15 protein-coding genes are annotated in these 21,289 nt (G+C 64.2%); 9 read left to right on the top strand and 6 right to left on the bottom strand.

Annotation, left to right across the window (positions count from 1 at the left end; translation table 11 throughout):
- Positions 1 to 48: 48 nt before the first annotated feature.
- From X730_RS144350 to X730_RS144375, 6 genes are all read right to left on the bottom strand, one after another.
- Entirely contained in the window at positions 49 to 1,560 is a 1,512-nt protein-coding gene (locus X730_RS144350) for an ABC transporter ATP-binding protein (RefSeq protein ID WP_032910180.1), read from the bottom strand.
- Between the two features lie 175 nt (positions 1,561 to 1,735).
- The gene (locus tag X730_RS144355) at positions 1,736 to 2,761 is read right to left on the bottom strand and encodes a BMP family protein (protein WP_023670460.1); all 1,026 of its coding nucleotides are present in this window, start codon (positions 2,759 to 2,761) and stop codon (positions 1,736 to 1,738) included.
- Between the two features lie 126 nt (positions 2,762 to 2,887).
- A complete protein-coding gene (locus tag X730_RS144360) occupies positions 2,888 to 3,835 on the bottom strand; it encodes an ABC transporter permease (protein WP_023698400.1) in 948 nt (315 codons plus the stop codon).
- Positions 3,836 to 3,837: 2 nt separating this feature from the next.
- Positions 3,838 to 4,809, bottom strand: a complete 972-nt coding sequence (locus X730_RS144365) for an ABC transporter permease (protein WP_023826908.1) — start codon at positions 4,807 to 4,809, stop codon at positions 3,838 to 3,840.
- Position 4,810: 1 nt separating this feature from the next.
- On the bottom strand, positions 4,811 to 6,328 hold the full coding sequence (locus tag X730_RS144370; RefSeq protein WP_023732918.1) for a sugar ABC transporter ATP-binding protein: 1,518 nt from the start codon (positions 6,326 to 6,328) through the stop codon (positions 4,811 to 4,813).
- Between the two features lie 48 nt (positions 6,329 to 6,376).
- Positions 6,377 to 7,390 (bottom strand): ABC transporter substrate-binding protein, encoded by a 1,014-nt coding sequence (locus X730_RS144375; protein ID WP_023826907.1) that lies wholly within the window; start codon positions 7,388 to 7,390, stop codon positions 6,377 to 6,379.
- A 204-nt stretch (positions 7,391 to 7,594) separates the two neighbouring features.
- On the opposite strand from X730_RS144375, the gene X730_RS144380 reads away from it, so the two are divergent.
- The 9 genes from X730_RS144380 (at position 7,595) to X730_RS144420 (ending at position 21,270) form a co-directional block, all read left to right on the top strand.
- Complete coding sequence (locus X730_RS144380) at positions 7,595 to 10,015, top strand: glucan 1,4-alpha-glucosidase (RefSeq protein ID WP_031197137.1); 2,421 nt, start codon at positions 7,595 to 7,597, stop codon at positions 10,013 to 10,015.
- A 41-nt stretch (positions 10,016 to 10,056) separates the two neighbouring features.
- The gene (gnd, locus tag X730_RS144385) at positions 10,057 to 11,070 is read left to right on the top strand and encodes a phosphogluconate dehydrogenase (NAD(+)-dependent, decarboxylating) (protein ID WP_023683928.1); all 1,014 of its coding nucleotides are present in this window, start codon (positions 10,057 to 10,059) and stop codon (positions 11,068 to 11,070) included.
- A 23-nt stretch (positions 11,071 to 11,093) separates the two neighbouring features.
- A complete protein-coding gene (zwf, locus tag X730_RS144390; protein WP_023687745.1) occupies positions 11,094 to 12,467 on the top strand; it encodes a glucose-6-phosphate dehydrogenase in 1,374 nt (457 codons plus the stop codon).
- A 117-nt stretch (positions 12,468 to 12,584) separates the two neighbouring features.
- On the top strand, positions 12,585 to 13,289 hold the full coding sequence (locus X730_RS144395) for an ROK family protein (protein WP_023715876.1): 705 nt from the start codon (positions 12,585 to 12,587) through the stop codon (positions 13,287 to 13,289).
- Between the two features lie 214 nt (positions 13,290 to 13,503).
- Complete coding sequence (locus tag X730_RS144400; RefSeq protein WP_023687743.1) at positions 13,504 to 13,968, top strand: MucR family transcriptional regulator; 465 nt, start codon at positions 13,504 to 13,506, stop codon at positions 13,966 to 13,968.
- A gap of 133 nt (positions 13,969 to 14,101) precedes the next feature.
- Positions 14,102 to 15,202 carry a pyridoxal phosphate-dependent aminotransferase gene (locus tag X730_RS144405; protein ID WP_023828721.1) on the top strand — a complete coding sequence of 367 codons (1,101 nt, stop codon included), beginning with the start codon at positions 14,102 to 14,104 and terminating at the stop codon, positions 15,200 to 15,202.
- 158 nt (positions 15,203 to 15,360) lie between these two features.
- Positions 15,361 to 16,602, top strand: coding sequence for an MFS transporter (locus X730_RS144410; RefSeq protein WP_023730214.1), 1,242 nt, complete (start codon positions 15,361 to 15,363; stop codon positions 16,600 to 16,602).
- 361 nt (positions 16,603 to 16,963) lie between these two features.
- Positions 16,964 to 18,070 carry an efflux RND transporter periplasmic adaptor subunit gene (locus X730_RS144415; RefSeq protein WP_050588141.1) on the top strand — a complete coding sequence of 369 codons (1,107 nt, stop codon included), beginning with the start codon at positions 16,964 to 16,966 and terminating at the stop codon, positions 18,068 to 18,070.
- Positions 18,067 to 21,270, top strand: coding sequence for a multidrug efflux RND transporter permease subunit (locus X730_RS144420; RefSeq protein WP_023806418.1), 3,204 nt, complete (start codon positions 18,067 to 18,069; stop codon positions 21,268 to 21,270). The genes X730_RS144415 and X730_RS144420 overlap by 4 nt, the downstream gene beginning before the upstream one ends.
- Positions 21,271 to 21,289 lie beyond the last annotated feature (19 nt).

Here is a 21,289-nt window from a genome sequence, read left to right as displayed (position 1 = left end):
GGCAGTATTATTTGAGGTTTCTGCGAGGAACCGAGTGAGAAAGTCCATCTAGGCTCTGCCCTCCGCCCCGGTCATCAGCAGCCCAAGCCGCGCGATGGTCGCATCGGCGCTGTCCAGCGTGCCGGCGATGCGGCCCTCATACATCACCGCGATGCGGTCGCAGAGCACCAGCAGCTCTTCGAGATCCTCGCCGATGACGATGATCCCACAGCCCTTGGCGCGCATGTCGAGGAATTTTTCGTGGATGAAGCGGGCGGCACCGATGTCGAGGCCGCGCGTCGGCTGCGAGACGATCAGCACCTTCGGGTCGAAAGCCAGTTCGCGCGCCAGCAGCGCCTTCTGCAGATTGCCGCCCGACAGCGCGCCGGCGCGGGTCATCGGCCCGGGGCACCTGATGTCATAGGCCTTGATCTGTTCTTCGGCGAAGGCGCGGATCGCATCTGGCTTGAGCAGGCCCCGGCTGCTGAAAGCCGCAGTACCAATGCGCGGCAACACCATGGAATCGGCGAGCGGCAGATTGGTGACCAGCCCGGTCGTCATACGGTCTTCCGGGATGCGGCCAAGGCCGAGCGCCTGCACCTCGCGCGGCGAGAACCGCGTAACAGGTTTGCCGGCTATCGTCATCGCGCCGGCGTCGGGCGCGCGCGTGCCGGAAATCACCTCGGCCAGCGCCCGCTGGCCATTGCCGGAGACCCCGGCAATGCCGAGGATTTCGCCCGCGCGAACGGCAAGCGATACATCGCGCAGCGGCGTCCCCGAATGCCGTGAGGTGGAAATACCGTCGAGCGTCAGCACCGCCGCGCCTGGGATCGAAGGTCCTCTTGCCGGCGGCACGATCTCATGGCCGCACATCAGCTGCGCCATTTCTGCCGATGTCGTGTTCGCCGGATCGTCGACACGGCCGGCGACGCGGCCGTGCCGCAATACGGTGCAGCGATGGGTGAGCGCCCGCACCTCGTTCAATTTATGCGAGATGAAGATGATGCCGAGCCCCTGCGCCGCCATCGAGCGCAGCGCCGAAAACAGCCCGTCGACCTCGCCCGGCGCCAACACCGCCGTCGGCTCGTCGAGGATTAACAGCCTGGCGCCGCGAAACAGCGCCTTGACGATTTCGAGCCGCTGCTGCTCGCCGACCGACAGCGCGGAGACAGGCAGGTTGGGGTCCAGCGTCAGCCCATGCTGACGGCTGATGTCGGACAACCGGGCAAGTCCGCCGGCGCGGTCGATGCGGCCGGATTTGCCGGGAATGCCAATCAGAAGGTTTTCCAGGACCGTCAGCCTTGGCGCCAAATGAAAATGCTGGTGCACCATGCCGATGCCGGCGGCCAGCGCATCGGCCGAACTGGTGATCCGCACGGTCTTGCCCTGGATAAGAATTTCGCCGGCATCCGGCGCATAGGCGCCGAACAGCACATTCATCAGCGTCGTCTTGCCGGCGCCGTTTTCGCCCAGCAGGCCGAGGATCTCACCTGGGGCGACGCTTAGATCGACAGCCTCATTCGCCTTGACGGCGCCGAAGCTCTTGGTGATGCCGCGCATTTCGATGAGAGGGGCGGACAAGGATGCTCCTGCGGAGATACCCCTCCCCCTCGAGGGGAGGGTGCCTAGCGAAGCGAGGCGGGTGGGGTCACGTCAACTGCCTCAACCCATGACTTAGCAGGATGGAGCACTTCGCGGAGGACCCCACCCGGCCCTGCGGGCCACCCTCCCCTCAAGGGGGAGGGGGTGCGCCGAGCTAATCCGAAACCGGCGTGTTCTCATCCACATCCACCCGGAAATTGCCTTCCAGGATCTCGGCCTTCTTCTTCTCGACCAGATCCTTCACATCCGCCGGCAGCGTCTTGTCGAATTTATGGTAGGGCGCCAGGAACGACCCGCCCTTGGCCATGCGCGAGAAATCGCCATAGTCCTGCGCGGTGAAGACACCGGCCTTGACCAGCTTGATCGCCTGCTCGACTGTCGGATACATGTCCCAGACCGGCCCGGTTATGACCGTGTCGGGGCCGAGGCTCGACTGGTCGGACATGTTGGAGATGGCGAGGATCTTCTTGTCCACCGCCGCCTCGATGACGCCGAAGCGCTCCGCATAGATGACATCGACGCCGGCATCGATCTGGGCGACCGCCGCTTCCTTGGCCTTGGGCGGATCGAAGAACGAGCCAATGAAGGCGACCTTCTTCTTGATGTTGGGATTGACCTCCTTGGCGCCGGCAAAGAAGGCGTTGACCAGCCGGTTCACTTCCGGAATGCCCATGGCCGCCACCGCGCCGATCGTGCCCGACTTCGACATCTTGCCGGCGATCATGCCGGAGAGGTAGGCCGGCTCGTGGATCCAGTTGTCGAAGACGCCGAAATTGGGCTCGGCCGGCCCGGCGCCCGAGCCGAACAGCCATGCCGTCTTCGGGAACTGCTTTGCCGTGCGGCGCGATTCACGCTCGGCGGCGAAGGCGTCGCCCAGCACCAGCTGATACCCGCCTTGCGCATATTCGCGCATGACGCGGCTGAAATCGGCGGTCTGCACCTTTTCCGACCATTTGTATTCAATGCCGAGTTCCTTCTCGGCCTTCTGAAGGGCGACGTGGATCTGGTTGTCCCACGGCTCCTCGATCGGCGTGGCGAAGATCGCCGCCACCTTCAGCTTCTTGTCCTTGGCGAAGGCTGCACCCGGCAGCATGGCTGCGGCCAGGCCAAGTGCGCCGAGTTCCAGCACGTCGCGCCGCGACAGGCCGGTCGATTGCGATTTGTTTTTCCGGTTTTCCATCTAGTGCCCCTCTGTTTGACAGCCGTGTCGAGCCGGCTGTTCCGAAATCAGACGCGGAACTATGGAACGGGTGCGGACTTTTGTCCACATGGTCAAATTTGGGCGTGTCGCTGGCAGGAGCCGGCGCTAGCGTACCGCCTTCTCGCCACCGGCTACGGTGATGACGCCGACGATGATCAGCCCGGTCAGCAACAGCCGAACGCCGGCGCTGACGCCGAACGTGTTGAGCATGGTCAGAAGCAGCACCAGGAACAGCGCCGCGCCCCAGACACCGGGAACATTGGCCTTGCCGCCGGCGACCGAGGTGCCGCCGATGACGACGACGGCGATCGAGGCCAGCAGGTACTCGTTGCCGATATCGACATTGGCGCCGCGGAAATAGCCGGCGAGCAGCGCCCCGTCCATGCCGCCGAGCGCGCCCGACAGCGTGTAAGTGAGGAAGCGGGTGCGGCCGACATTGACGCCGGCAAGCCACGCGGCGCGGATGTTCTGGCCGATCGCCAGCACCGAGCGGCCATAGATCATGCGCTGCAAGGCGATGGCCGCACCGATGGTGAACAATACGGTAAGGATCGCCAGCACTGGAATGCCCAGGATTTGCCAGTTGGCAAAATCGGCAAAGCCGGGCGGCGGCTTGATCTGCAGGCCACGCCCATAGCTGATGTCGATCGACTGGATGATGAAGCTGGCCGACAGAGTGGCGATGATCGGCGGGATCCTCAGCGCCCAGATCAGGAGATAGTTGACGGCACCGATGGCAGCGCCGCAGGCGAGCGCGGCGAGCAGCCCGACCACGATCATGGAATCGCTGCCGCCCATGACCTTCATGGCGACGGCACTGGCGAGCCCGATATTGGCCGGCAGCGACAGGTCGACATTGCCTGGCCCGAGCGTGATGACGAACATTTGGCCGACGCCGACGATCACGGTGAACACGGCAAGCGAAAGTGCCGCCGTGATCATGCCGCCGCCGCCATAGCCGCCGGTGAAAGCGATGGTCGCCAGCCAGACGAACATCGCGCCGATGAACGACCAGATCCAGGGTTTGGCGACAAGCGATTTAACCAGCGTCATCGCTACCTCTCCCTGCGGCTGATCAGGACGCGGGCTGCCAGCACGATGATCAGGATGGCGCCGTTGGCCGCGACCTGCCAGTCCGGCGGAATGTGCATGAAGGTGAGCAGAGGCGATGCCGCCAGCGCCAGTGTCAGCGCGCCGAGCACGGCGCCGATCGGCGACACCCGGCCGCCGACGAACTCGCCGCCGCCGAGAATGACGCCGGCGATCGCCAGCAGCGTGTAGCCATTGCCGATATTGGCGTCGGCCGAGGTGGTGATGCCGATCAGCGCCATGCCGGACAGAACGCCGAATAGGCCGGTCAGCGCAAACAGCACGATCTTGGTTCGAAGCAGCGACCAGCCAGCGCGCCTGAGCGCCGCCGGATTGCCGCCGGATCCCCGCAGGATGACGCCATAGGAGGTGCGCATCAGCCCAAAATGCACCACCGCTGCGATCGCCAGCGCGGCGATGATAGGGAACGGAATGAAGGGCGGCTTGAAGGCCATCAGCGACAAGAGCCAGTCCGGCGCCTTGCCACCGGGCTTGGGCAGCACCAGAATGGCAAGTCCCTGCCAGACGAAGCTCATGCCCAGCGTCACCACGATCGACGGCAGATTGCGCAGATAGATCAGTGCGCCGAGCAGCGCATAAACGCCTATGGAGCCGAGCAGGATGATCACGCCGAGCAGCGGCGCGTCCTTCAGCCAGGTCGCGGTGACGCAGCCGACAAAGCCGACAAAGGTGCCGATCGACAGATCGAGCTCATTGCCGGCGATGACGAACATCTGGGCGATCGTCGCCAGCGCGATCGGAATAGCGAGGTTCAACATCAGGCTGAAGCCGAAATAGCTGATGGCGCGTGGGTTGAGCCAGGCGATGGCGATAACCACCAGCGCCAGCGACAGCGCCGGCAACAGGCTGCGCAGCAGGCGCGCGCGGGCCGCGCTGCTGCGCGGCGAGGACGTAGGGCCGGGAGCGACTGCCGTCATCTCAGGCCGCGTCGCCGAATGAGGACTGGATGATCTTTTCCTCGGTCAGCTCGTCGCGCGTGAGATTGGCGACGATGCGGCCGTTCTTGAAGACATGGATGTGGTCGCAATTGTCGAGCTCTTCGGTCTCGGTGGTGTACCAGAGGAAGGTCCGGCCCTTGGCCGCCTCCTCGCGCACGAGATCGTAGACCTCGAGCTTGGTGCCGATGTCCACGCCGCGCATCGGATCGTCCATCAGCACGATCTGCGCATCGGAACCCAGTGCGCGGGCAAACAGCGCCTTCTGCTGGTTGCCGCCGGACAGCGAGAAGATGTTGTTGGTCATGTCAGGCGTGCGGATGCCGATCTTCTGCTTCCAAAACTCAGCAAGCTCGGCCTCGCGCTGCGGCGAGATCAGCAACCCTTTGCGCAGCCGCGCCAGCGAGCGGATGCCGATGTTTTCGGCAATAGACCATTGCGGGAAAATGCCGTCCGATTGGCGGTCTCCGGCCACCAGCGCCACCGGGGCGGTCACCTCGATATCAAGCCTTCTACGCGTCGCGGCGGCAAAGATCGCCAGCAACAGGTCGGTCTGGCCATGGCCGGCAAGCCCGGCAAGCCCGATGATCTCGCCGGCGCGAGCGACAAGCTCCTTGCCGTCCTGCTGCCGCTCGGGCCGCGCCCGCACCCTGAGCGGGCCCGCCGCCGGCCTGGCGGCGATCTCCGCCGCGATCTTCTCGCGCGCTTCCGCGCCGCCCATGGTGGCCACCAGCCGGTCGCGGTCGAACGCTTTTGCAACGTCCGTGGCGACCACCTTGCCGTCGCGCATGACCACGATGCGGTCGGCATTCTGCAGCACCTCGCCCAGCACATGCGAGATCAGGATGCAGCTGCCCCCGGTGGCTACGAAACGGCGCACGAAGGCAAGCAGCTGGCCCGCAGTATGCGCGTCCAGCGAAGAGGTCGGCTCGTCGAGAATGACCAAGTCGAGCGGATCGCGCGTCACCGTGAAGGCGCGCGCCACCTCGACCATCTGCCGCCGGCCGATGGAGAGATCGCCGGCAATGTCGTCTGCCGAGATGCCGTGATCCGGAAAGATTTCGTCCAGCTTGGCGGCAATGAGAGCAGCCGCCTTGCGTCGCCAGCCGAAGCCGGTGAGCGCCGGATGGTTGATGCGCGTATTCTCCGCGATACTGAGGTTAGGGCAGAGCGACAGTTCCTGGAACACGCAGCGTATGCCGAGTTTCAGCGCGCGCGCCACCGAGTAGTCGGTTTCGGCATTGCCACGCACCGCGATCTCACCGCCATCGGGCTGCAGCGTACCGGCCACCATATGCATCAGCGTCGATTTGCCGGCTCCGTTGTGGCCGACCAGCCCGACGCATTCGCCTGATACAACATGGAAGTCGACGCCGTTAAGCGCCCGAACGGCGCCGAAATGTTTTTCGGCGCCGTTCAGCCTGATGATGTCCAAATGGGCGGCGCCGAAATGTTTTTCGGCGCCGCCCAGTCTGATGATGTCCGTATTGGCCTCAGGCATGCTCAACGATATCCGGTCGGTCATGCCGCTGGCAATGAATGCAATGCATCACTTGATATTGGCTTTGATCGCCGCGATTGCGTCTTCCTGGCTGTATTCGTGGGTGGCGACGCCGCCCTCCTTGATTTTCGGCAGCTCGGTCTCGAAATTGTCCTGGGTAAAGGCGAGATACGGCACCAAAAGGTCATGCGGAATGTCGGTGCGGCCGTCGAGCACCTGCTGCGCCACCCAGAAGGCCAGCGACGACACGCCGGGCGCGATCGAGGCCGACCAGGTCTGGTAGCCATCCTTGTCCTTCTGCTCCTTCCACCATTTCAGCTCGTCCTGGCGGTTGCCCATGATGATGGTCGGACGCGGCTTGCCTGCGGCGGCAAAGGCTTGTGCCGCGCCATAACCGTCACCGCCCTGGTCGACGATGCCGACGATGTCGGGCAACGAAGGCAGGATCGTCGCGACCGCCTTCTGCGCCGTCGTCTGGTCCCAGTCGCCGGTCACCGAACCGACGATCTTGAACTCGGGATGGGCGGCGACGCCTTCGAGGATGCCGGCATGGATGGCATCGTCGATCGAGGTGCCGGCAAGGCCGCGGATTTCCAGCAAATTGCCGCCCGTGGGCTGGAATTTGGCCATCTGCTCGACTTCCTGCTTGCCCATGTCCTTGAAGTCGACGACGACGCGGTAGGCGCAAGGTTCGGTGACGGTCCCGTCGAAGGAGACGACGACGATGCCGGCATCGCAGGCCTGCTTGATGGCGCCGTTCAGCGCATCCGGCGATGCGGCATTGATGACGATGGCGTCATAACCCTGTAGGATCAGGTTCTGCACCTGGGCAGCCTGGGTCGGCACTTCCTTGTCGGCGGTGGTGAAGATGTCGGCGGCGCCGACGATCTTATCCTCAACCGCCTTCTTGGTGACGATGCCGTAGCTGTCGAGCATCGCCTGACGCCACGAGTTGCCGGCGTAATTGTTGGAGAAGGCGATCTTCTTGCCGCTGGTGTCGGCAAGCGCCGTGCCCGAGGCGAGCATCGCCGTCAGAGCGCTCAGGACGAGCAGTGTCTTCATGTCATAATCCTCCCATAGATTGTCGGCCCCGCCGACTGTTGCAGATGGTTTTGGCGTTGTCTGCCTGTTTTTTATCTATTGTCAGACAAATTCAGATACGCCCGCTTGTCAACTGCGATCGGTTACGCTTTGGCGATCAACTTCAGGTGCGATGATTGAAAAGCCTTCGCCTGCTGGTCTAGGGAAGGGCCCAGGAGACCATGCATGGCAGCGACGCCGCCGACCCTTCCCCCCAGTGCACCCAAAAGAATGGGCGCGCCCGGAATTCCGGCGCGCTGGACGTCAAGCGCCAAGAGCGGCGTAGGTGCCGCGCTTTCAACGGCGAGTCGCGTCTGGTTCACGCTCGGCCATGGCATCGTCGATGAAATCTACTATCCCGGCCTCGACAGCGCCTGCACGCGCGACATGGGACTGCTGGTCACCGGTCCCGGCGGCTGGTTTTCCGAGGAGAAGCGTGACGCCACACATGCCATCGAGCCGTTCGAGGACGGCGTGCCCGCCTACCGGCTGGTCAACGCGACGGCCTGTTACCGGGTCGAAAAGCGCATCCTGGCGGATCCGGCGCGCCCGGCCTTGCTGCAGGAAACCAGCTTCACGGCACTCGAGGGCGTGGCCACGGACTACCGCGTCTACGCCCTGCTGGCGCCGCATCTGGTCAATGCCGGCATGGGCAACACCGCCTGGATCGGCGAGCACAAGGGCAAGCCGATGCTGTTTGCGTCCGGGCGCGGCACCTGCCTGGCGCTTGCCTCCTCGCTGCCCTGGGGCGACTGCTCGGCCGGCTATGCAGGCTTTTCCGACGGCTGGCAGCAACTCAGCCGCGCCGGCCGGCTCGATCCGGCCTGCCAAAGGGCGGAGGACGGCAATGTCGCGCTGACCGGCGAGATCGGCTTTTCCTTACGCAACAGCAAAGCCTTGCTTGCGCTTGGGTTTGGGGCAACGCCGGATGAAGCGGCCGAAAACGCCGCCGCCAGCCTGAAACGCGGTTTTGAGCCGGCGGCAAAGGCCTATGTCGCGAAATGGCGGAAATGGCAGGCAGGCCTGACGGCGCTCGACCACCATGATGCATCCGGCCTCAACACCTACCGCGTCAGCACAGCGGTGCTGGCGACACACCTGTCGCTGGCGAGGCCCGGTGCGGCCGTTGCCAGCCTGTCGATCCCCTGGGGGTTCAGCAAGGGCGACGACGACCTTGGCGGATATCATCTGGTCTGGCCGCGCGACCTCGTCGAAACCGCGGGCGGCTTCGTCGCCGCCGGCGATCCGGCGCAGGCGCTTGAGATCCTCGCCTATCTCCGTTCCATCCAGCAGCCGGACGGCCACTGGCCACAAAATGTGTGGCTCGACGGCTCGCTCTATTGGCCGGGCATCCAGATGGACGAATGCGCCTTCCCGCTGCTGCTTGCCGATGCGCTGCACCGCGCCGGCCATCTGCCGCGCGCCAAGCTCGCCGCCTTCATGCCGATGATCGAGAAGGCCATGTCCTATGTCGTGCGCAATGGTCCCGTCACCGGGCAGGACCGCTGGGAAGAGGATGCCGGCTACAGCCCATTCACGCTCGCCGTCGAAATATCGGCACTGCTTGGCGCCGCCGATCTGTTCGACGTCAACGGCAAACCCGAGCCGGCTAACTATTTGCGCGAGGTCGCGGATTGCTGGAACGACCAGATCGAGCGCTGGACCTATGTCAGCGGCACACCGGAGTGCCACGAGGCTGGCGTCGACGGCTACTACATCCGCATCGCGCCGGCCGACGCTTCAGGCGCCGCATCGCCGAAGGACGGCTTCGTACCGATCAAGAACCGTCCGCCGGGCGATACCGACAAGCCGGCCGAAGCGATTGTCAGCCCGGACGCGCTGGCGCTGGTCCGCTTCGGCCTCAGGGCCGCGGACGATCCGCGCATCGTCGGCACGGTCAAGATCATAGACGCGCAACTGCGCTGCGACCTGCCGCAAGGGCCTCTCTGGTATCGCTACACCAGCGACGGTTATGGCGAACACGCCGACGGCGCGCCCTTCGACGGCAACGGCCAGGGCCGGCCCTGGCCGTTGCTGGCCGGCGAACGCGCCCACTACGAGCTGGCCGCCGGTAACAAGGACAAGGCGGCAAGCCTGCTCAGGACATTCGAGGCTTCGGCTGGTGTGGGCGGTCTGCTGCCGGAACAGGTCTGGGACGGCGCCGACATACCGGAGCGCGAATTGTGGCTGGGCAAGCCGTCGGGCAGCGCCATGCCGCTGGTCTGGGCGCATTCGGAACACATCAAGCTGTTGCGCTCGCTCCGCGACGGCGCCGTCTTCGACATGCCGCCGCAAGGCGTCAAGCGCTATGTCAGGGACAAGACCGGCTCGCCGCTGAGGATATGGCGCTTCAACAACAGGCTGCGCACCATGGAAGCCGGCAAGACGCTGCGGGTTGAACTGCTGCAGCCGGCACTGATCCGCTGGAGCGGCGACCAGTGGCAGACCAGCCATGAAATCAACACGTCCGTGAATGTCTTTGGCGTCCATATGGCGGATCTGCCGGTGACCGATATTCCGCGAGGTAATACGATCGTCTTCACTTTTTTCTGGCCCGACGGCGACCGTTGGGAGAATGTCGACTTCACCGTCGGCATTGAGAACTAACTCGCCAGCAATTTCTTTCCTCAAGCGACTAGGACAACACCATGCAGATCGGAATGATGGGACTGGGCAGGATGGGCGCCAACATGGTGCGCCGCCTGATGCGCGACGGCCATCAATGCGTCGTCTACGACATCAACCCGGCAAGCGTTGCCGCCCTGGTTGCCGATGGCGCCATCGGCGCCGCATCGATGGAGGAGTTCGTCGGCAAGCTTTCCAAGCCGCGCAGCGCCTGGCTGATGCTGCCGGCGGCGATCACCGGCAAGATCGCCGACCAGGTGGCAGCATTGATGGAGCCCGGCGACATCATTATCGACGGCGGCAATTCCTATTATCACGACGCTGTCGACCAGGCGGCCGAGCTTGCGGCCAAGGGCCTGCACTATGTCGATGTCGGCACCAGCGGCGGCGTTTGGGGCTTGGAGCGCGGCTACTGCCTGATGATCGGCGGCCCCGATACGGCGGTCAAACACCTCGATCCGATCTTCGCCACGCTGGCGCCCGGCGCCGATGCCGGCGCCACGCCCGACAAGGCGGGCGGGACCGCACCCTTTGGCTACCTGCATTGCGGACCGAGCGGCGCCGGCCATTTCGTCAAGATGATCCACAACGGCATCGAATATGGCGTCATGGCCGCCTACGCCGAAGGCATGAACATCCTGAAATCGGCCAATGCCGGCAAAAGACAGCGCACTGCCGACGCCGAGACCAGCCCTTTGGAAAACCCGCAATACTATCAGTTCGACATCGACCTGCCGCAGGTGGCCGAGGTCTGGCGCCATGGCAGTGTGATCGGCTCCTGGCTGCTCGACCTCACCGCCGGCGCTCTGAAGAGCGACCCGGCATTGGCCCAGTTCGGCGGCCGCGTCTCCGATTCCGGTGAAGGCCGCTGGACGCTGAAGGCGGCGATCGACACCGGCGTGCCGGCGCCGGTTCTGTCCTCGGCTTTGTTCGACCGCTTCTCCTCGCAGGGCGAATCCGAATTCGCCGACAAGCTGCTGTCGGCCATGCGCTATGCCTTTGGCGGCCATGTCGAAAAGCCGAAGGCCGGCAAGTGAAGGCCGCAGGGGAGACTCGCAAGATGAGCCCGGAACGGTCCGACACGCTGGTGCTCTTCGGAGCAACCGGCGACCTTGCCCACAAGAAGATATTTCCGGCCCTCTACCAGATGGTAGCCAAGGGGACGCTGACCGAGCCGGTGATCGGCGTCGCCTTCGATGCCTGGGACATCAACCAATTGCAGGCGAGGGCCCGCGACGGCATCGTCAACGCTCTCGGCAAGATCGACGAAAAGATCTTCGCCAAATTCGCCAGTCTGCTGCGCTATGTCAGCGGCGACTACCGCGACGGCGCGACCTTCGAGAAGCTGAAGACGGCGCTCGGCTCGGCGCAGCGGCCGCTTCACTATATGGCGGTGCCGCCGACCATGTTCGAGACCGTCGTCCAGGGGCTGGAGCAATCCGGTACCGCGCATGGCGCGCGGCTGATGGTGGAAAAGCCGTTCGGCCACGATCTCCAATCGGCGCGCTGGCTGAACCGCGTGCTGCATCTGGTGTTCGAAGAGCAGTCGATCTTCCGCATCGACCACTATCTCGGCAAGGAGGCGATCCAGAACCTGCTCTATTTCCGCTTTGCCAATTCCTTTCTCGAGCCGATCTGGAACCGCAACTTCGTCGAAAGCGTACAGATCACCATGGCCGAGGACTTCGGCGTTGAAGGCCGTGGCAAATTCTATGACGATGTCGGCGCTATCCGCGACGTGATCGAGAACCATCTGCTCAACATCCTTTTGCTGCTCGCCATGGAACCGCCGGTCGGCCGCTCGGCCGACGATCTGATCGACGAGAAGGTGCAGGTGCTGCGCGCCATCCGCACGCTGACCAAGGACGACGTCGTGCGCGGCCAGTTCACCGGCTACCTCGCTGAACCCGGCGTGAAGCCGAACTCGCCGGTCGAAACCTTTGCCGCGGTGCGCTTCATGGTCGACACCTGGCGCTGGCAGGACGTGCCCTTCTTCATCCGCACCGGCAAGAACATGCCGGTGCATGTGACCGAAGTGATCGTGCGGCTGAAGCGGCCGCCGCTCGACGTCTTCGATCCGATCAAGCCCAGCGACGCCAATTACGTGCGCTTCCGCATCGACCCGCAGGTGGCGATCTCGATCGGCGCGCAGCGCAAGGCGCCCGGCGACGACATGGTCGGCGAGCAGGTCGAGCTCACCGCGCTCGACGATTCGAAGGGCGACATGCCGCCCTATGAGCGGCTGATCGGCGATGCCATGAACGGCAATGGCCAATTGTTCACCCGCCAGGATGCCAGCGAGCTTGCCTGGCGCATTGTCGGCCCGGTGCTCGGCGACACCACGCCGCCGCATATGTATGAGCCGAAGACCTGGGGGCCGGCCGACGCCATGGCCAGCTTCGGGCCGCCCAACGGCTGGATCAATCCGAGTTGAGCAATTCCAGGAAAGTGCGAGCGGTTTTTCCGTCCGGAATTGCGTAAAAACAAAGACTTGGAGCATTCCCCCGTTTCCCTGAAACGGGGAACGCGCCAAGTGAGCGGAGGAAACGACATGGCCAAGGCAGCCAGGCCCGCGAAGGCCAAGGCGGAACCGATCGTGCTGACGATCGATGTCGGCGGCTCGCACGTAAAAATCCTCACCAGCGCAGGCGGCGAGATGCGCCGGGCCGATTCCGGACCGGATCTGACGCCGCAGCAGATGGTCGCCACGGTGAAGACGCTGGCCGAAGGGCTGCCCTATGACGTGATCTCGATGGGCTATCCCGGCCCGGTCAGGCACAACAGGCCTTCGCTCGATCCCGCCAATCTCGGCAAGGGCTGGGACGGCTACGATTTTGCCGCCGCCTTCGGCAAGCCGGTCAAGGTCGTCAACGACGCGCTGCTGCAGGCGATCGGCAGCTACGATGGCGGGCGCATGCTGTTCCTCGGCCTCGGCACCGGCCTGGGCGCGGCGATGATCCTCAACAATGTCGGCCAGCCGATGGAGCTGGCGCATCTGCCGTACCGCAAGGGCGGCAGTTTCGAAGATTATGTCGGCGAGCGCGGCCTGGAGAAATACGGCAAGAAGAAATGGCGCAAATACGTTTTCGACGTCGTCGGGCGGCTGCGTGCGGCGCTGCAGCCGGATTATGTCGTCATCGGCGGCGGCAATGTCGACAGACTGGATGAATTGCCCGCCACATCCAGGCGTGGCGACAATACGCGCGCCTTCGAGGGCGGTTTTCGACTATGGCGCGACAAGGCGCTGATCGTCTGATAGTATTAAAATTCAGTATAGTTGTTCAAAATGACGTGCGGCGCGATACGAAGTCATTGCGTTACGCAGATTTGGCGATTAGATCGGTGGCACCGGATGGAATCATCTGGCGCAACCGCACATATGCGGCAAGACAAATGACTAGAGCGGATTTCCGGCTCCGCTGGGACCGCTCTGGGAGTTTCCGCCACCCCCCTAGCGACGGAGAGATAAATTGGCCGACGACAGCAACGACTCTGACAAGGACATCGACCTGCTCGAGCTTACCGCCCATATCGTGTCCGCTTACGTCGAGAAGAACCGCTTGCCCGTTGCCGGCCTGAGCGATCTCATCGCCAGCGTTGCGGCGTCGATCGGCGGGCTCAGCCAGCCGCCGGCCCCAGTGGCGGCGCCGCAGATCCCGGCCGTCAATCCCAAGCGGTCGGTGACGCCGGATTACATCATCTGCCTCGAGGACGGCAAAAAATTCAAATCGCTGAAGCGCCATCTCGGCGTCCATTTCAACCTGACGCCGGAAGCCTATCGTACCAAATGGGGCCTGCCGGCCGACTATCCGATGGTTGCCCCCAACTACGCGGCGTCGCGCTCCGAGCTGGCCAAGTCGATCGGCCTCGGCCGCAAGGCTGCAGTGGCCGCGCCGGCGAAAGCCAAGGGTCGGAAGGCCAAAGTTCCGGCCTGAGTGGGATCAGCGCCTCGGCCCTGAGCCAATCGTTTGGACGACTGGAACAGAAGCCTGCCGGCGAATGAGCCTTGGCAGGCTTCGTGCTTTTATGGCTTGTACCTCTGAGTGTCAGGACTTTGGGGGAGCAGCCATGAACTACGCCAGAATGGTGATCGAGAAAGAGGCGCCGGAGGAATACGGCTACGATCGCATTCGGTTCAATCTCTCCGAAAGCTCGATCGCCGATCAGAAACTCTCCGACGTCGGCCTGTCGCTGCCGGATCTCACGCTGTTCTACGGCGAGCATCGCGGCGACAAGGAGTTGCGGGCGCTGATCGCGGCGCAGGATTCCGGCATTTCGCCTGACGATGTTCTTGTGACCGCCGGTGCGGCGGGCGCGCTCTTCATCATTTCGACCTCGCTTCTGTCGGAGCGCGACCACCTTGTCGTGGTCCGGCCGAACTACGCCACCAACATCGAGACCCCCAAGGCGATCGGCTGCGCCATCTCCTATGTCGATCTCGATTTCGACGCAGGCTTTGCCATCGATTTCGGCCGCGTCGCCGCCAGCATGCAACCGAACACCAAGCTGATCAGCGTCACCTGCCCGCACAACCCGACCGGCACGATGATGGGCCGGGCCGATCTCGACGCGCTGATTGCGCTGGCCGAAGCGAGCGGCTGCCATCTGCTGGTCGACGAGACCTATCGCGACCTCTCCTATGGACAGCGCCTGCCGGCGGCGGCTTCTCTCAGCCCCAAGGCGATCAGCGTCTCGTCGCTGTCGAAAGCCTTCGGCATTCCCGGCATCCGCATTGGCTGGCTGATCACCAGCGATGCCGAACTGCAGGAGCGCTTCCTCGCCGCCAAGGAGCAGATCGGCATTTGCGGCAGCGTCATCGACGAAGGCATTGCGCGCGGCATGCTGGAGCGCCGCGACGCTTTCCTGGCCGCGCTGCTGCCCGAGATGGCGAAACGCCGCGACATCGTGCAAGCCTGGATCGACCGCGAGCCGCTGGTCGACTGGGTGCGGCCACAAGGCGGCGTCGTCGGATTTCCAAGGCTCGTTGTCAGTCCAGACTTCGACCTCGACCGTTTCTACGTCAATCTCTTGGAAAACCACGGCACCTATGTCGGTCCCGGCCACTGGTTTGATATGCCCAAGCGCTTCTTCCGCGTCGGTTTCGGCTGGCCGAAAGAGGCGGAATTACAGGGCGGCCTCGACGCCATTTCCGCCGCGCTGAGGCAGTAACGTCCGCGTGCAATCGGGCGAGCGGCTTGAAAACCGCTTGATCCGGGCCCGATTTTCACGCATACGCGCCCCGAACTTTGATAAGTTTCATTGGCCGGAACAGCGCCCATTTCCGGGAAGTGCCCCGCCGGCCAATGCAAGCAACGGGGCCTGTATCCATGACATCCCATTCCCATACACCGCCTGACCGGCGTTACGCCGCCTTCCGCCATCGCTCCTTCCTGAGCTATTGGGCGGCGCGTTTCCTGACCACCTTCGCCACCATGATCGTGTCCGTCGCCGTCGGCTGGCAGATCTATGATCTGACGCGCGATCCCTTCGATCTCGGCATTGTCGGCATCGTCCAGTTCCTGCCGTCGCTGCTGCTGGTGCTGGTCACCGGCGTTGTCGCCGACCGTTTCGGCCGCCGCCTGATCATGGCGCTGGCGACGGTAGTCGAGGCAGGTTGTGCGCTTGTCCTGTTGTACTTCACGCTGCGCGGTCTCGTCAGCCCGCTGCCGATCTTCATCGTGCTGGCTATGTTCGGCCTGGCGCGCGCTTTTTATGGGCCGGCCTCGTCGTCGCTGTTCGCCAACCTTGTTCCGCCGGAAGATTTCGGCAATGCGATCGCCTGGAACTCGTCCGCCTGGCAAACGGCGACCATTGTCGGCCCGGTCGCCGGCGGCCTGCTCTATGGCGTCTCGGCCGAAGCCGCTTACGCCGTTGCGTCCGTGCTGATGCTGGTGGCCGGTCTGCTGATCTTCACCATTCCGAAACCGGCCCAGCAGAGCGCCACCGACAAGCCGACGATGGAGACGCTGTTTGCCGGCTTCCGATACATCTGGAGCGAGAAGATCGTCCTGGGCGCCATCTCGCTCGACCTCTTCGCCGTGCTTCTGTCCGGTGCCTCGGCGCTGCTGCCGGTCTATGCCCGCGATATTCTGGAACTCGGCCCGTGGGGCCTCGGCCTGCTGCGCTCGGCGCCCGGCATCGGCGCCATCTGTGTCGCGGTCTGGCTTGCCGGGCATCCGCTGCGCGACAATGCCGGCAAGATCATGCTCGGCTTCGTCGCCGGGTTCGGCGCCTTCACCGTGCTGTTCGGCGTCTCGACCATCACCTGGCTGTCGATCCTGGCCCTTGCCGGCCTCGGCGCCACCGACATGTTCAGCGTCTATATCCGGGAGACGCTGATCCAGCTGTGGACACCCGACGAGGTTCGCGGCCGCGTCAACGCCGTCAACCAGGTCTTCGTCGGCGCCTCCAACGAAGTCGGCGAGTTCCGCGCCGGCACCATGGCGGCGCTGATCGGCACCGTGCCGGCGGTGGTGATCGGCGGCGTCGGTGCGATTGCCGTCGCCGGACTGTGGGCGGTGCTGTTTCCGCAACTGCGAAGGGTGCGGCATCTCAACAGCCGCAACTGATCGAGTAAGCCGCAGGATCCGGCGCTCGGTCCACATCAGCTTGCGCCGATGACGGCTGAGATGGGCCGGAAGCGGATGGGCCGGTTCTGGGCGAACTAGCCAGATGGCGGGGCAGCCACAGGGTGGACATTTCAGTCCGTATGGAAAATGATCATGTTGCCATGCACAATACTGCAGTGCTCTGGTCTCGACGAGAAACCTTAAATATAGAAGAGAACCACCCGACCTCCGGGTCCAGCTAGCGGGGACGCAAATGGACACTTCAGGGAATCGGCAATCGCATCGCGACGCAAGCGGGCGACCCAGCCGATCGGTCGGCTGGCTGGCCCGCTCCGCCGTCCCAGTGGCATTCCTGCTCGGCATGGCTTTCAGCAGCAACGCGTTTTCGCAGGACCAGCAACTGCCGGTGGTGACGGCGGCCAAGCCGGTGGTGCGTGAAATCGTCGAAGACGACGAGTTCGTCGGGCGCTTCGAAGCCGTCGACGAGGTCGCCATCCGTTCGCGCGTCAGCGGCTATCTGGACAAGATCAGCTTCCAGGACGGCGCACTGGTCAACAAGGGCGACCTGCTCTTCACCATCGACCAGCGTCCGTACCAGGCGGCCTACGATGCCGCCAAATCGCAAGTGGACGTCGCCAAGTCTCTGCTCGAATTCTCCAAGATGCAGCTGGATCGCGCCGATGAGCTCGCCAAGACCGGCAATATCTCGGCCGCGACGGTCGACGACCGCCGGCGGGAATACCTTTCGGCGCAGGCGCAGATGCAGGGCGCGACGGCGGCGCTGACGACGGCCAACCTGAACCTGGAGTTCACCGAGATCAAGGCGCCCTTGTCCGGCCGCATCGACCGCCGGCTGGTGTCGGTCGGCAACCTCGTGCAGCCGGATTCCACCTTGCTGACGACCATCGTCACGCGCGATCCGATCGACTTCTATTTCGACGTCGATGAGCGCCTGTATTTCAGCTACGCCCGCGACGCGAAGGAGCGCGGCGGCAGCATGCAGGAAGGCGCCGGCGGGCTCGAGGTGGTGGTTCGCGTCGCCGACCGCGCGGAGGCGGTATTCAAGGGCAAGCTCGATTTTGCCGAGAACCGGATCGACAACGCGACCGGCACCATGCGGGTGCGTGCAAGGTTTGCCAACGCCGACGGCGTTCTCCAGCCAGGCATGTTCGGGCGCATCAACGTGCCGGGGTCGCTGCCGCATAGCGGCGTCCTGGTGCCCGACGAGGCGGTCGGCGCCGATCAGGATCGCCGCATCGTGTACCTGGTGGATGAGGCTGGGATGGTGTCGGCGAAGCCCGTGCGCACCGGCCCGCTTCTCGACGGCTACCGGGTGATCCGCGCGGGCCTGACCGGCGACGAGACGATCATCGTCAACGGGCTGATGCACGCCAGGCCCGGCACCAAGGTGAAGGTCGAGATGGTGACGTTGCCGCCCAAGGTCGAGACCGCCGGGTTGCAGCAATGAGGTTCGCCCATTTCTTCGTCGACCGTCCGATCTTCGCATCGGTGGTTTCGATCGTCCTCCTGATCCTCGGCGGGATTGCTTATACCCAGCTGCCGATCGCGCAATATCCCGAGATCGCGCCGCCGACCATCGTCGTTCGCGCCCAGTACCCGGGCGCCGACGCCGAGACGGTCGCAGCGACGGTGGCAACGCCGATCGAGCAGGAGATCAACGGCGTCGAGGGCATGCTTTACATGTCGTCCTATTCGTCCGGCGACGGAGCGATGGCGCTGACCATCACCTTCAAGCTAGGCACCGATCTCGACCAGGCGCAGGTGCTGGTACAGAACCGCGTCTCGGTCGCCGAGCCGCGCCTGCCCGAAGAAGTCCGCCGCCTCGGCATCACCACCATCAAGAGCTCGCCCGACCTGATGATGGTCGTGCACATGCTGTCGCCCGACAATACCTACGACCAGCTCTACGTCTCGAACTACGCCCGCTCGCGGGTGCGCGACATACTGCTCAGGTTGGACGGCGTCGGCGACCTCATCATCTTTGGCGAACGCGAATATTCGCTGCGCATCTGGCTCGATCCGGAAAAACTGTCCGCCCTGGGGATGACCTCGGGCGATGTGGTGCAGGCGCTGCGCGACCAGAACGTCCAGGTGTCGGGCGGCTCCATCGGCGCGCCGCCGACCAATACCGGCACGGCGTTCCAGTACACGGTCACCACGCAAGGCCGCTTCAACGACGCACGCGACTTCCGATACGTGATCGTCAAATCGGCCGAAGACGGCCGCCTGATCCAGCTGCAGGACGTGGCGCGCATCGAGCTCGGCGCCAAGGATTACGTCACCAACTCTTATCTCAACGGCAAACCGGCGGTGGCGCTCGCCATCTTCCAGCGGCCAGGCACCAATGCGCTCGCCGCAGCCGCGGAGATCCAGGACAAGATGAAGGAGCTTTCCCAGGACTTCCCGAAGGGGTTGAGCTACGACATCGTCTACAATCCGACCGAGTTCGTCGCCGAGTCGATCCAGGAGGTCTACAAGACGATCCTCGAGGCGATGGTGCTGGTCATCATCGTCATCATCGTCTTCCTGCAATCGTGGCGCATGGCGATCGTGCCGATCGTGGCGATCCCGGTGTCGCTGATCGGCACGCTGGCGGTGCTTTACGCCGCCGGCTTCTCCCTCAACATGCTGACGCTGTTCGGCCTCGTGCTGGCCATCGGCATCGTCGTCGACGATGCGATCGTCGTGGTCGAGAACGTCGAGCGCAATATCGCCAGCGGGCTGGCGCCCAATCCGGCGTCGCACCTGACCATGGACGAAGTCGGAACGGCGGTCATCGCGATCTCGCTGGTGCTGATAGCGGTGTTCGTGCCGACAGCCTTCATTCCCGGCATTTCCGGGCAGTTCTACCTGCAGTTTGCGATCACCATCGCGGTGTCGACGGCGATCTCGGCATTCAATTCGCTGACGCTCTCGCCGGCCTTGGCCGCGCTGCTGTTCAAGCCGCACCACACTGCTGCGGCGCCGCCGCGCTTTTTCCTGGCGCGGTTCGGACGGGCGCTCGCCGACGGCTTCAATCGCGGCTTCGACAAGGTCGCCCATTGGTATTCGAGCATCGTGCGCGTGCTGGTCGGCTCGCGAATAGCGATCGCCGCCACGCTGGCCGTTTTCGCGGCCCTCATCTACGCCACGGTCTGTATGGTTCAGACGGTGCCGCGCGGTTTCATTCCGTCGCTCGACCAGGGCTATGCGATCGTCGTCGTCCAGTTGCCGGACGGCGCCTCGCTATCGCGGACCGATGCCGTCATCCAGCAGGCGTCGCAGATCATCCAGAAAACGCCGGGCGTCGACTACGCGGTCGCCTTCGCCGGCTTCTCCGGTGCCACCTTTACCAATGCCAGCAACGCGGGCGTGATCTTCGCCAGGTTCAAGCCGTTTGACGAGCGACTGGAAGCCGGCCAGTCCGCGACCCAGGTCATCGGCAATTTGTTCGGCAGCCTGCAAAGCATCAAGGAAGCCTTCATTATCGCACTGCCGCCGCCGCCGATCCGCGGCGTCGGCAATGCCGGCGGCTTCAAGCTGCAGATCCAGGAGCGCAACAGCGCCGACATGCGGCAGATCCTGGCGCTTGCCTATGAAATTGCCGGCAAGGCCAACAAGACGGCGGGGCTGACCGGCGTGTTCACCACCTTCTCCGCGTCCAGCCCGCAATTCTTCCTGGCGATCGATCGAGACAAGGCGCGCATCCTGAACGTGCCGATCCCCAACATCTTCGAGACGCTGTCGATCAATCTGGGCACCGCCTACGTCAACGACTTCAACGCTTTCGGGCGCGTCTACCAGGTGCGCGCGCAGGCCGACCAGGCGTTCCGCCTCGATCGCGCCGACATCTTGAAACTGAAGGTGCGCTCGGCGACCGGCGCGCTGGTTCCGCTGGGCACGTTGATCGAGATCCGCGACGTCACCGGCCCGGCGCTGGTCCAGCGCTACAACATGTACGTCTCCGTGCCGCTGCAGGGCAACGCCGCGCCCGGTGTTTCCACCGGCGATGCGCTTGCCAAGATGGAAGCGATCACGGCACAGACGTTGCCGGCCGGTACCTCCTACGAATGGACCGAACTCGCCTATCAGGAGCGCAACACCGGCAATGCCGCTGTCTATATCTTCGGACTGTCGGTGCTGTTCGTGTTCCTGGCGCTGGCGGCGCAATATGAAAGCTGGGTGCTGCCGTTCGCCATCGTGCTGGTGGTGCCGCTCGGCGTGCTCGCGGCGTTGCTCGGCGTGTCGTTCCGAGGGCTGGACAACAACATCCTCGTGCAAATCGGCCTCATCGTGCTGATCGGACTTGCCGCCAAGAACGCGATCCTCATCGTCGAATTCGCGCGGCAGGCGCAGGAACGCGGCCTGTCGGCCGCCGAGGCTGCCGTCGAAGCCTGCCGGCTCAGGCTGCGGCCGATCCTGATGACCGCCTTCTCGTTCATCCTCGGCGTCGTGCCGCTGATGATCGCGACAGGCCCGGGCGCGGAAATGCGCCAGTCGCTCGGCACCGCGGTGTTCTCCGGCATGCTCGGCGTCACCTTCGTCGGCCTGTTCCTGACGCCGGTGTTCTACGTCACGCTAAGGTCGCTGTTTTCACGGCGCAAGCCGCATGCCGAGGCCGAGCCTTCGGCACCGGCAGAGGTGCCGTCGGAGACGGCCGCCGAGTAGTGTTACACGGGCAGTTCGT

The sequence above is a fragment of the Mesorhizobium sp. L103C131B0 genome, from assembly GCF_000502275.1.
Classification (GTDB): Bacteria; Pseudomonadota; Alphaproteobacteria; order Rhizobiales; family Rhizobiaceae; genus Mesorhizobium.
Note: the sequence above shows the minus strand (reverse complement) of the source record. Positions and strands in the feature narration are given on the sequence as shown.